At 49.3% G+C, this 11,958-nt stretch carries 10 protein-coding genes; 4 read left to right on the top strand and 6 right to left on the bottom strand.

Annotated features, from left to right (window positions below; genetic code table 11):
- Positions 1–2: 2 nt before the first annotated feature.
- The 4 genes from UNH61_RS20580 to UNH61_RS20565 form a co-directional block, all read right to left on the bottom strand.
- Positions 3–1,622, bottom strand: coding sequence for a RagB/SusD family nutrient uptake outer membrane protein (locus UNH61_RS20580; protein WP_326993881.1), 1,620 nt, complete (start codon positions 1,620–1,622; stop codon positions 3–5).
- A 26-nt stretch (positions 1,623–1,648) separates the two neighbouring features.
- Entirely contained in the window at positions 1,649–4,870 is a 3,222-nt protein-coding gene (locus tag UNH61_RS20575; RefSeq protein ID WP_326993880.1) for a TonB-dependent receptor, read from the bottom strand.
- 230 nt (positions 4,871–5,100) lie between these two features.
- On the bottom strand, positions 5,101–6,126 hold the full coding sequence (locus UNH61_RS20570; RefSeq protein WP_326993879.1) for a FecR domain-containing protein: 1,026 nt from the start codon (positions 6,124–6,126) through the stop codon (positions 5,101–5,103).
- Positions 6,127–6,170: 44 nt separating this feature from the next.
- Positions 6,171–6,731, bottom strand: coding sequence for an RNA polymerase sigma-70 factor (locus UNH61_RS20565; RefSeq protein ID WP_326993878.1), 561 nt, complete (start codon positions 6,729–6,731; stop codon positions 6,171–6,173).
- A gap of 114 nt (positions 6,732–6,845) precedes the next feature.
- On the opposite strand from UNH61_RS20565, the gene UNH61_RS20560 reads away from it, so the two are divergent.
- The 3 genes from UNH61_RS20560 to UNH61_RS20550 all read left to right on the top strand — a co-directional run bounded on the left by UNH61_RS20560 (position 6,846) and on the right by UNH61_RS20550 (position 8,845).
- Complete coding sequence (locus UNH61_RS20560) at positions 6,846–7,679, top strand: AraC family transcriptional regulator (protein ID WP_326993877.1); 834 nt, start codon at positions 6,846–6,848, stop codon at positions 7,677–7,679.
- Positions 7,680–7,712: 33 nt separating this feature from the next.
- Positions 7,713–8,135 (top strand): VOC family protein, encoded by a 423-nt coding sequence (locus tag UNH61_RS20555; protein ID WP_326993876.1) that lies wholly within the window; start codon positions 7,713–7,715, stop codon positions 8,133–8,135.
- A 119-nt stretch (positions 8,136–8,254) separates the two neighbouring features.
- Positions 8,255–8,845, top strand: a complete 591-nt coding sequence (locus tag UNH61_RS20550; protein WP_326993875.1) for a hypothetical protein — start codon at positions 8,255–8,257, stop codon at positions 8,843–8,845.
- Between the two features lie 147 nt (positions 8,846–8,992).
- Here UNH61_RS20550 and UNH61_RS20545 read toward each other — a convergent pair whose 3' ends face one another.
- Entirely contained in the window at positions 8,993–9,880 is an 888-nt protein-coding gene (locus UNH61_RS20545; RefSeq protein ID WP_326993874.1) for a dihydrodipicolinate synthase family protein, read from the bottom strand.
- Positions 9,881–9,960: 80 nt separating this feature from the next.
- Positions 9,961–10,422, bottom strand: coding sequence for a cupin domain-containing protein (locus UNH61_RS20540; protein WP_326993873.1), 462 nt, complete (start codon positions 10,420–10,422; stop codon positions 9,961–9,963).
- A 98-nt stretch (positions 10,423–10,520) separates the two neighbouring features.
- Here UNH61_RS20540 and UNH61_RS20535 point away from each other — a divergent pair, with 98 nt between their 5' ends.
- The gene (locus UNH61_RS20535; RefSeq protein ID WP_326993872.1) at positions 10,521–11,936 is read left to right on the top strand and encodes a PLP-dependent aminotransferase family protein; all 1,416 of its coding nucleotides are present in this window, start codon (positions 10,521–10,523) and stop codon (positions 11,934–11,936) included.
- Positions 11,937–11,958 lie beyond the last annotated feature (22 nt).

Below are 11,958 nucleotides of genomic sequence, written 5' to 3'. Positions count from 1 at the left end.
ATTTAATATCCTGGATTTTGTTTGAGATTCGGATTTACGCTCAGTGTGTTGTTCGGAACCGGAAACACGATACGCCAGGGCTCCGACTGCTTCTTATCCCACCCGGGTGCAGTGAATTTGCCGAAGCGGATCAGGTCATTCCTGCGCCACCCTTCCCAGGCAAATTCGCGGCCACGCTCGTTCAGCAGTTCATTCAGTGTAAGCGTTGCCGTTGTATAGGTGCCCTTAGGATCGCCGGGAGCGAAGTCTCTTTTGCGCACTGCATTTACCAGGTCTACTGCCTCCTGTGTGGCCGTTCCGCCGTTTTTCCGCATGATGGCTTCTGCCTTCATCAGCATTACATCAGCAAGACGGTATACCGGCGCATCATTGCTCATCTGACTAATCTTAGTGCCTTTTTGTATTTCATATTTAACGTTCCTTGCTCCGTGGAATTCTTTCGCCGTGAGCATGGTAGCAGTATCTCCCGGTGCGTTCACAAAATACGGATCTAATACCAATGGTTTGCCTTTTTGTGCACCACTCAGACATTTCAGCGGAGTTACCCCATCTGCTGCAAACTGAGGCCCTACCAGCCATTGCTGACGGCGCAGGTCGGTAGCGCCAAACAGGCTGTAGAAATTGTTATGTGTCATGATACGGTTCTGCGGCGCCCAGGAAAATCCATAGGTTTTCTGATGTTCCTGGTGGAGGTTTTTATAGTTCCAGCGCATCTCCTGTGCATAAGTGGTATCGTATACTACCACGAAGATGTTTTCTTTCGACAACTCATTCTTAATCTTGAACGGGTCGTTCCAGTTAGCATCCAGCTGATAACCACCGCCAGCGTTGTAATTGATGACCTTGTCGCAATATTTGATACAGTCGTCCCAACGTTCAGGCCCCGGCTGCAATCCGGCCGCTGTAAGTGTGCCGCCATATACCTGGGCATTCAGGTATAACTTGGCCAGCATAGCCCAGGCTGCAGGTTTTATCATATGTCCGTAAGAGTTAGGTGCGCCTTTATCCAGCAGCTTATCCGCATTGTTCAGCACTTCTTTCTCTATGTACGAAAACACTTCTTTTCTTGGTTTGGTTTCAGGATACAATGGGTCGCCTACTTTTTCAGAGATGGGAATATTGCCCCACATATCCATGAGCAGCCAGTAGTACCAGGCACGGTAACAGTGCATCTCAGCCAGTACCATGGATTTGTCGAGCCCCACGCGGAGTTTCTCGAAATCAACGGACTCCATGTTTTCGAGGGTGGAATTGGTCAGGCCCACACCACGATAAATAGCGTCCCAGGTATTTTTGATCTCCGAATCGTCGGCGGTCCAGGTATGCCAGTGCATACCAATGATCTGATCTCCGCCGTCTGCCGGTGGAGTACCATCGCGGTAGGGCATGGCAGCTTCGTCGGTAGTCAGTGTATTCAGATGCCAGATGCGGTATTGATAGCTTCCTACAATGTGCGAATACGGGCGGATATAGTTCGCAATTACTTCTTCCTTTGAATTAAAAAAAGACTCTTTAGTAACGCTGCTGTACACTGTTTCATCGAGATTGGTACAGGCAGAGAGGCCCATGAAGGCCAGCCCGGCGGCAGCTGCAAAGTATGTTGATTTAGAGTAAAGATTCATGGCTGATAATATTTTTTAGTGATCGCTTAAAACCCAACGTTAACGCCTACTGTAAAGGTGCGGGTGCGTGGATAGAAGTTCATGGTGCCAATACCTGGCTCGAGGCCATTCACTTCGATATCCGGATCGCGGCCGGTATAGCTGGTAAATGTGAGCAGGTTCTGACCGGAAACATACAGGCGCGCTTTACGCAGGTATTTGATCTTGCTGGTATTGAAGGTGTAACCCAGTGTTACATTGTCCAGTTTTACGAAATCACCCTTCTCAAGGAAGTAGTTGGAGTAAGCGTAAGAACCGTTGATAGGCTGATCCAGCGCTTTTTTCAGGAAATTGTCGGAGAAACGGACTTTGTTCATATACACCATGTCGGTGATGTTGAGAATGTCGAACATAAAGCTGCCCCTCAGGAATACCGACAGGTCCCAGCGGCCGTAGGAGAAGTTGTTGGTCATGCTGATAAACATCTTTGGCAAACCGTTGCCGATGATCTTTTTGCCTTGTCCATCCAGTGTGGAGTCGTCTGCCTTAGTATAGAATAACCACTGATTTTTACCAGGGCCCTGTGTTTCGTCGAAATCTTTAAACACCCTGCCATAGAAGTTACCGATAGGCTGGCCGGCCTGACGGCGGAACGCGTTGCCCATATTATTCGGCAGGCTGTAATGATCTACCGGAGCGCTGCTGGCGGCTCCATAGGAAGTGGATACCAACAGGTTTTTATTATAGGAGAAAGTAAAACTATTGTTCCAGCTGAATTTTTTTCTTTCGATGATGTTGGCGTTCAGGGCCAGTTCTACACCGGTGTTCCTGATTACGCCGAGGTTCACTACGCTGGTTTGCGCAATCTGCGACGGAACAGGAGCGGTGGCATCCAGCAACAGGTCGGAAGTACGGCGGTTGTATATGTCGATGCTACCACTCAACCGGCTGTTGCGCAGGGTGAAGTCGATACCGAAGTTATACTCTGCTTTCTTTTCCCAGCGCAGATCCGGGTTAGGATTGGAGCTGTTAGACGCACCATAAGTAGGCATAAATGCACCATTCCAGAGGAACTGCGCGCCGGTGGTGAGTGTTTGCAGAGACGCATAGGAACCGAGTCCCTGGTTACCGGTGATACCGAAACCGGCACGTATTTTCAGGTCTTCCAGCAGTCCGCCTTTCGGAAAGAATGATTCTTTACTCACGCGCCAGCCGGCATTCACAGCGGGGAACCAGCCCCATTTATTGTTGCGGCCGAATTTGGAAGAACCTTCACGGCGTACGGAGGCGGAGAGGAGGAGGCGGTCGTCGTAGCTGTAGATGGCCCTGCCAAAGAAGGCGATCAGTTTGCTGGAGCTTTTGCTGCTACCCAGGTCGGAACCTGTACCAGGTGTGGCTTTGAAAGCCTGACCGGCGCCGAGGTTGTTGTAGCTCATGGCATCTGTGAGGAAGTTCTGGTTGGATACGTTGAAGCCTTCGCTCATGAAGTCCTGGTAGCTGTAGCCGGCAAGACCGGTAATATTATGCCTGCCAATAGTTTTGGCGTAGTCGATGGTGTATTCGAAAGTACGGTCGTAGTCGAAGGCGGTACTTCTGTTGGCGTTGCCGTTCTGGCCATTGATCTTGCTCTGCCAGGCATCGCGCGACTGGTAGTAGTAAGAAATCACGTCTCTGCGCTGCATAGCGAAGAAGCCGCTGGCATTGAGGCCGGGGGCCAGGGCCAGGGTAGCTTTGATGCTTCCGTTGAGGTGCTTGATTCTTTCTCCGTCTTCCGTTTGCATACGGCGGGCGTATGGATTACCGGTACGGTCGGCCGGATCTTCGAAATAGCTGCCATCCGGGTTGAATACGGGGAATGTAGGGTTGCGGCCTACCGCATCTCCGAAGATGGTGTTATCTGTTTTGTTGTATTGCAGAAATGAGGTCGCAAAATTACCCTGGATAGTGAGCTTATCGTCAATCGCTTTCTGCGTGAAGCTGACCCTGGTGTTCACAATTTTCCTCCATGTTTCGATGGCGATACCATCCAGGTTGCGGTAAGATACTGCCGCGCGGATATTGGATTTTTCCGTGCCTCCGGACACGGAGATATTGTGTACCTGGCTGAAAGGCTTTTTGGTCAGCACCTTGAACCAGTCGGTGTTGGCGCCACCATCATTCAGTACGAAAGTAGGATTGATCTTCTTGTATTCTTCCGCATAGGCCCTGTATTCATCGGCGGTAAGTACCCTCGGGAAGTTGTATACCTGATCCGTATAGGCGTAGCCGTCGTAGTTAACCGTAGCCGCGCCGTTCTTAGCGCGTTTGGTGGTGATGATGATCACGCCGTTGGTACCGCGGGTGCCGTATATGGCGGCGGCAGAACCGTCGCGTAAAACGTCCATGGAGGCGATATCTTCAGGAGAGAGGTTATTCAGGTTACCGCCGGGGATACCGTCGATAACGATGAGCGGGCCGCCACTGCCTTTTACGGAGGAAATACCGCGCAGCTGTACGGACGACTGGCCATTGGGATCATTTCCCTGGTTGTTGACGATCACGAGGCCGGGTACTTTACCCTGGATCAGCTGCATGGGCGATACCACGGCGCCCCGGTTGAAATCCTTTTCTGAGATGCTGGAAATAGCGCTGGTAACGTCTGTTTTCCTGACGGAGCCGTAGCCGATTACCACCACTTCGTCCAGTTTTTTGTGATCGTCGTCCAGTGCCACACTCAGGTTTACTTTGTTGCCAACGGCTACTTCCTGCTGGGAGTATCCTATAAAGGAGAATACCAGCGTGGCTTTGGTATTGGGTACTTTGATGGAGAAGTGCCCGCCACCATCTGTGATCACACCATTTTTGCTGCCTTTTACCACGATGCTTACGCCGGGCAGGGGCTGGCCGTTACGGTCGGTGACGATCCCTTTGATGGTGATGTCGTCAGCTGCTGCGGCGCTGCTATAGGTAAAGCTGCTGCTGCTTTTGCTGTTGGGGATAATCACGATATGCCGGTCGGCGATGGTGAAAGAGGTGTTGGTGCCTTTCAACACCTCGGTCAGCAGTGTCTCAATGCGACAATCGATTGCATTTACATTAATTTTTTTTGTTACATCAAGTTGACCTTGTTTGTAAAAAATGGAATAATCGCTGTTATTTTCAATGGCCCTGAAAACAGAGTCCAGGGAGCTGTTGTTGACCTGCAGCGTGAGTTTATTATGCTGCGAGAAAACAAGTGTTGCATTGGCTTGCAAGACACCGCAGAACAGTAAGAATGCAGACAATTTCATAGCAAGTGGAATTTTGTGCCGGCGCCATGAACGGCCAGGCAAAAAGGATTTTTTTTTCATACTTTTACATTGGTTGAATATTGCTGATAACAGGTCACCTTGTGTTAGCAATGATCCAAACGGGAGATGGCTTCAACATTTCCCGTTTTTTTTGCATGGAGGTTCCATGCTTGTGCATCACACAACGTTTCCGATAAAATGGTCATGATTTACAGGTGTGGCCTTCCTGTTCAATGTGGCGTTGTAGCCTGTTGCTGCCAGTTGATAAATATTTCGTTTCCAGTGTACGTGTAGATAACAGGTGTGGTAAGACGGATGACGTCCAGTGCTTTCCAGATTGTTTCGTCGTCGTAAAATTTCCCCGTGAACTTCAGATTTTTCAGGCTGTCGTCTGCCAGTTTGATCTTAATGCCATAAATCACTTCAAGTTTCTGTGCCAGGTCTTTCATGGTAATGCCTTTAAAGGAAAGGGCTTCACCTTTCATCTGCATATTCCTGGTCAGATCCGATGGTTGAATACTGATACTTTTATTGTCCCTGTTAAAAATAGCTTCATGGCCTGCTTTCAGTACCTGCTTGTTGCCGGTGGCGTCGTAATTTTCTATCTGTATGGCTCCTTTTACGAGTGTTGTTACAGATAAGGGATTACCGGGATAGGCCAGTACCCTGAATTCGGTGCCTAATACCCTCACGCTGTAATCCGGCGTTTTTACTATAAATGGTTTGTCCGCATTTGCTGCTACATCGAAATAAGCGGCGCCGGTGATCTCCACTTCCCGCGTACGGTTGTTAAAGGCGGTAGGGTAGCGTAATTCCGTATTGCCGTTCAGCCATACCCTGGTGCCATCAGACAGCTGCAACTGCATGCGTTGTCCCTTGGATACGGTGATTTGGTTATATTCCGCCACCGGGGCCGATGGCCTGGTAGTCCGGAAAGCCCACCATCCGCTTCCTGCCAGCAGGAGGAATACAGCGGCCCATTTCCACCAGTTGCCATAACGTTTACGCGTGGGCTGCATTTTCCGGCCGTCGTTCATCTGCTCCTGCATCCTTGCCCATTCCGATTCGAGGTCTATCTGCTCATATACGGCAGCTTCGGCCGATTGTTCCCACAGCTGTTGCATTTCTTCCAGCAGTTGGGTATTGGCCGGCGCGAGGGCAGCCCAGGCTTTTACCTGTTCGATCTCTGTTTCCGAAGCAGTGCCTCCCAGGTACCTGCTGATTAATTCCCAGTCTGTTTGATCAATTGGATGCATAAAGTATCTACAAGACAGAAAAAAATATCCCTACCCTTACGTCATCAGAAAAAATTTCTTAAAAAAAATAAGAAAACAAGGAAAAGGCCCGCCAGTCGTACTCTTAGTATCCTCAAAGCTTTGCTGATCTGTGCCTCCACTGTTTTAACAGAAATACCCAGCTGGGTGGCAATTTCACTATAACGGCGCTTTTCGAAGCGGCTTAATATGAATATCCTGCGGCACTCTTCCGGCAGGGCGGCTATAGCGTGGTGTATCTGTTGGCGGAGCTCTGCATATTCAATACGGGAATTGATCACTTCACTTGTTTCGGGAAGGAAGGCCGACAATCGTTTCTGTTGTGTTTTGTTTTTTTGTAATTCGTTCAGACAACTGTTCCTGACCGCATTGTACAGGTAGGGTTTCAGGGCGGTATGTATTTCCAGCGATTCCCTTTGCTCCCACAGACGCAGCAATACAGCCTGTACCATGTCTTTGGCCTGTTCCGGATTATTGAGGTAAGCATTTGCAAAACCTGTCAGCGGAACAAAATACTTCCGGAAGATCCCTTCAAATGCCAACTCGTTGTCCGAACTTAAATAAGCCAACAGTTTTTGGTCGTCCATGAATTTAAATTACGAATTGCGAAATAGCGGGAAGATAGTAAACGCGAGCCTTATTTTCGTTATTATCTTCCCATTATTTCGTAAATCCTAATTACGAATTCGTAATTTCATACCATGGAATACCTCGAGTATCCGCCTCATCCCCGTCTTGCAGCATATATTGAGTGCTACTGGTCGGCCTTCTCGGAGAAACCTCCTTTCCGCGAACAGGAAAGTCTTATTCCAGACGGTACAATAGAATTGATGTTTAATTTCGGTGATGATTACTTCCATATCCGGGATGGTGCATATGTAAAAATCAAAGGAGCGCATGTCATCGGTATACGCAAAGAAGCGCTCAGCATTTCACAGCCGGGGCGGCAACATTTCTTCTGTATCCGTTTTAAACTGGGAGGAACATATCCGTTTTTCGGTATTCCGGGAAATTTGTTTGCCAATAGTTTCTATACGGTGGAAGAGCTGCTGGGCCGGCAGTTGAAGGAGCTGGAGGAGCGTTTGTTTGAAGCCCCCGGTAATGTCGAAAGGGTAGGCATTACCAATGATTTTTTGTTAAGGAAGATGGATACCGGCAATACGGATTATCTCTTTGCCCTGACCTGTATGCCGGCTGTATTAAAAGCACCCAATATTGCGGATGTGCTCCGGCAGTTTAACCTCAGTTATAAAGCATTGGAACGGAAGTTCAGCCGTGTGCTTGGGGTGTCGCCATCAGAGCTGGTTCGTATAAAAAGGTTCAGCAACGCCGTACATGCGATGTACTCCGGTCGCTTCGATTCACTGACCAGTATCGGCTACCATTGCGGCTATTACGACCAGTCGCATTTTATCCGCGAGTTCCGGCAGATGACCCGCTTTTCTCCCCGCGAGTTTCTGAAGGAACAGTTCACTATTGTGCAGGTCATACAACCAGCTCTGGCAGAGCGGTTGTCTAAAATGTACAATTTATAATGCCCCAATAGCCGGACCTTCACATAAAAAATTATGAACAACGAAACTGTTAATGTAACGCCTTACCTGATGTATGAAGGCGATTGCGAAGACGCATTGAATTTCTATACAAAAATACTGGGCGTGGAGCTGGTGATTGTTAGTCGTTACGACCAGCCGGAAATGAATGCGCCTGCATCGTACCAGCACAAGATACTCCATGCACGCCTGGAGTCAGGTGGGCAAATCATCCTCTATGCCAGCGATACCTTCCCCGGTAAAACTACCCACAAAACCGGCGGCGATGTATCCCTTTCCCTGATGTTTCACGACAGTCTTGACCGCGCGAAGAAAGTATTCAACGACCTGGCGGCAGGGGGCAAGGTGGGGTTTCCGTTTGAGAAGCAGTTCTGGGGCGCCTGGCATGGAAGTCTGACGGATCAGTATGGGTTTAACTGGAATGTGAATTACGAGTAGTCTTTAGTTTTTAGTAAAATGCAGCGAAGATTACATTGACCTTTTAAATCTATATAATCTTCGCTGTATTTGTAAAAAAAGCTAAAACCTTTTTTTATCTTTATTCAAAACCTATATCTATGAATCGGATTTATGTCCTGCTGCTCATGGCAGCAATTGTTTGCCCCGGTGTACTGAGCGCCCAGGATCTTGTAAAAGGTAAACTGGATTTCCTCAAGGGAGTTACTGAAATGAAAGTAGTTTTTGCTTACAATAAGCTTATCGTTGGCGAAGATGGCAGGGAAGCTGCTTACATCAAGCGCAGAAAAGCTGAAAAAGAAGCGAAGGAACCGGGCAGTGGTGCTGCCTGGGAGGAAAGCTGGCTGGCCGACAGGAAAAAGCACTACGAGCCTAATTTTTCAGAGGAGTTTACCAAAAATGCGGAAATAAAACTTTCCGAAGATACCGCCAGTTCCTCCAAATATGTGATGGTGGTGAATACAAAGTTCATAGAAGTAGGATATAATGTTGGCGTATCCTCGCATAAAGCAGGCATTAACCTGGAAGTGGAAATATTTGATCAGGCGAATATGAAGAAGTCTGTTTGCAAAATCATGTTAAATGATGTCAGGGCGGGGAAAGGCCAGTTTGCCACCGGGCCGAGGATAGGGCAGGCCTACGCAAAGGCTGGAAAGCAGCTGGGAAAAATGGTTGGCCGCGAGCGGGGTTGATAACCACAGTGCCATATTTTTCGCCACTATTGTACGCACCCGCTGCCGGGCAGGTTTCATTGCCAGCTTTCTGAGCAAAAAACAGCCCGGCCAGCGAGTGCTCGTACAAGATAAATTCTTATTTAACACTATCGCAACCGGAAGCTGCTAACAGTTAACCGCTGGCAGCATCCTGCTAAGCGCCTCCACATCTTCCTGCGTCAATGGTTTGAGCGGGCTGCGCAGATAACCCGCATCAATATCCAATAGCTCCAGGCCCGCCTTAATGGTCCGGGGCAATCCCCTGGCAGAAATAAATTGTAACAGCTGCTGTTGTTCGTAGAACAAGGTTCTGGCTTTGCTGAGATCGTTCGCCAGCACTGCTTCGTAGAGGCCCTTGTTCAGATCCGGAATCAGGTTAGGCGCTGCTGTGCACCATCCCCTGGCGCCGGCGGCAAATGCGTCGAGGGCAATAGGATTGGAGCCATTGTAGAATGCAACCTCTTCACCCAACTCCTTACGCAGGTAATGCATGCGTTGTACATCGCCGGTGCTTTCCTTGATCATTGTTACGTTGGGGATTTTCAGCAAACGCTTCAGCAGTGCGGGTGACATATCCACACCACCCGTTGCCGGGTTGTTGTATGCCATGATAGGAATCGAGATGCTGGAAGCCACTGCATCGTAATGGGCTACTATTTCATTGTCGGATAAGCGCCAGTAGCTCATCGGGATGATCATCACGGCGCTGGCGCCGGCTTTTTCTGCAAAGCGCGCATGATAGATGGTTCGCTCCGTAGTGAGGTTGGAAACGCCTACCATCACCGGTATCCTGCCATCGACCTGTTGCAGGGCAGCTGTTGTGATGGCTTCTTTCTCGCTATCATTCAGATAAGGTAAAACACCTGTGCTGCCCAACGGCGCGATGGCATTGGCGCCGGAAGTGACCAGTCGTTCTGTTAGTTGTTTAAACAAAGGAATATCTATCTGTTCATTTACATCAAATGGTGTGATAGGGTAGGCAATGATTCCTTCCAGCGTATGTGCATGTTTCATGTGTCTGTTATTTTTGTTGTTATTGTAGGGAGATGGAAAAAAGCCGGCTGCTTTCCGGCAGCCAGCCATCGGGAAGATTGCTACAGATCCCTGCCTTCTTCTTCGCGCAGCGCAACGCCCAGGTGCTGTAATTGCGGCGCATTTTCGCAGGCGATATATTTTGCCGGCTCACTATCGCTCAGATTCTGATGACGGTGCCAGGCCCACGACGGAATGTATACCGCATCGCCTGCCTGCCATTCTACTTTTTCATCTTCCACTTCTGTATATCCTTTTCCTTCCAATACATAAAGAACCGTTTCATAAGTATGCCGGTGACGGTTGGTGAGCTGCCCCGGCAATAATCCGCCTATCGTCATACTTACATTCTTCGTTGGAAGATCCACAAAAAATACCGGGTGCTTTCTTTCGGAAGAAAACTGGCTGTGCTCACCTGCCTGCTCAACGTTCCTGTGCAGCAGTTTGGCAGGTTTCACATACTTAGGACGCGCAAAGGTCTGGTGAAAATCCTTTGAGGAAAATTGTTTGTCTTTTACTTCCATGATCTCATTTTTTAAAGCCATTGCATGATTGCATAACAAAAGTAGATTACCTTTGGACTAGGTAAATAGTACAGAAATCATAAAATCAGGTAGTCCAGATGCTACGACCTTGGGAATTGAATATCACGATCAATCATCACAGTGGGAAAGCAGTATACATGCAGATTGCCGATGCCATCATCGCTGCTGTTAAAAGTGGAAAGCTCCGTAGTGGCGATGCATTGCCCGGCAGCCGGCAGCTGGCGGCACAGCTGCAGTTAAACCGTAACACCATTGTAGAGGCCCTGGATGTGCTGCTGGCAGAAGGATGGCTGGAATCGAGAGAACGCCTGGGAACATTTGTAGCAGAGGATTTGCCGGTCATCAAAGCTGTCAAACCGGAACAACATAAACCGGAGAAAAACAAGGCGGCCGCACCGAAGCCTGCTGTAATATTCGACGACGGTCAGCCCGATAGCCGTATTGCGCCGATCAATGAACTGGCGCGTGCCTACCGGCAGATCTTTCACCGCAAGGGCCGCTGGCAGATGATGGGGTACAGCAACGAAACCGATGATCCGGCCTTCCGGCTTGCCATTGTACAGATGCTGAACTATCGCCGGGGTATGCGCCTCAACGCCGATGATGTGTTTATTACCCGCGGTAGCCAGATGGCGATGTATTTATCGGCCCACTGCCTGCTTGGCAAGGGCGATGATGTAGTAATCGAGCACCCGGGCTATAAGCCCGCCTGGCAGGCATTTGAACAGGCAGGAGCGCGACTGCTGCCTGTTGGAGTAGATAAAGAGGGATTGATAACGGAAGAACTGAAAAAGTATCTCAGGCGATATCGCAGCATCAGGGCCGTATATATCACGCCGCATCATCAGTATCCTACCACCGTTACAATGAGCCTGCAGCGGCGGCTGGAGCTGATTGCGCTGTCTAATGAATACGGATTTACGATCATAGAAGACGACTACGACAATGAATTTCATTTCGGGCAGCGGCCTGTGTTGCCGATTTGCAGTTATGAGAACCTGGAGAATTATATCTATGTAGGCACTATGAGCAAGATTGTAGCGCCTGCATTGCGTATCGGTTACCTGGCCTCCAGTCGTGGTTTTATCGGGAAAGTAGGGCAGCTGCGGCGCATCATCGATGTACAGGGAGATAATATCATGGAACAGGCGATCCTGCAATTGGTGAAAGAAGGAGAAATCAAGCGGCACCTGAAACGGGCTACAGCGGTATATAAGGCCCGCCGCGATCTTTTCGACGGCCTGCTCCGGGAGCATCTTTCCGGTAAGGTGAATTTTTCAAGGCCCGAAGGAGGGCTGGCTTTCTGGCTGGAGCCTAATGGCAGAACCAATCTGGTGAAGCTGGCAGAAACGCTGCAGCAGCATGGTATACAGGTGGCGCATCCGGAGCGGTATAGTTATGGGGAGCCGGTGAATGGGCTGAGGCTGGGATATGCGTCATTAGGGGAAAAGCAACTGGAGGCAGGGGTGAAAGGGATAGGGAGGTGGTTGTAGAAAAAAGGCCCTGGTCGACACC

Origin of the sequence: Chitinophaga sp. 180180018-3 (assembly GCF_037893185.1) — a bacterium.
Lineage (GTDB): Bacteria > Bacteroidota > Bacteroidia > Chitinophagales > Chitinophagaceae > Chitinophaga.
Note: the sequence above shows the minus strand (reverse complement) of the source record. Positions and strands in the feature narration are given on the sequence as shown.

Coding starts and splice junctions, on each gene's coding strand:
- UNH61_RS20535 (WP_326993872.1), top strand. CDS start 10,521: ATGCTACGACCTTGGGAATTGAATATCACGATCAATCATCACAGTGGG.
- UNH61_RS20550 (WP_326993875.1), top strand. CDS start 8,255: ATGAATCGGATTTATGTCCTGCTGCTCATGGCAGCAATTGTTTGCCCC.
- UNH61_RS20555 (WP_326993876.1), top strand. CDS start 7,713: ATGAACAACGAAACTGTTAATGTAACGCCTTACCTGATGTATGAAGGC.
- UNH61_RS20560 (WP_326993877.1), top strand. CDS start 6,846: ATGGAATACCTCGAGTATCCGCCTCATCCCCGTCTTGCAGCATATATT.
- UNH61_RS20545 (WP_326993874.1), bottom strand. CDS start 9,880: ATGAAACATGCACATACGCTGGAAGGAATCATTGCCTACCCTATCACA.
- UNH61_RS20540 (WP_326993873.1), bottom strand. CDS start 10,422: ATGGAAGTAAAAGACAAACAATTTTCCTCAAAGGATTTTCACCAGACC.
- UNH61_RS20580 (WP_326993881.1), bottom strand. CDS start 1,622: ATGAATCTTTACTCTAAATCAACATACTTTGCAGCTGCCGCCGGGCTG.
- UNH61_RS20570 (WP_326993879.1), bottom strand. CDS start 6,126: ATGCATCCAATTGATCAAACAGACTGGGAATTAATCAGCAGGTACCTG.
- UNH61_RS20575 (WP_326993880.1), bottom strand. CDS start 4,870: ATGAAATTGTCTGCATTCTTACTGTTCTGCGGTGTCTTGCAAGCCAAT.
- UNH61_RS20565 (WP_326993878.1), bottom strand. CDS start 6,731: ATGGACGACCAAAAACTGTTGGCTTATTTAAGTTCGGACAACGAGTTG.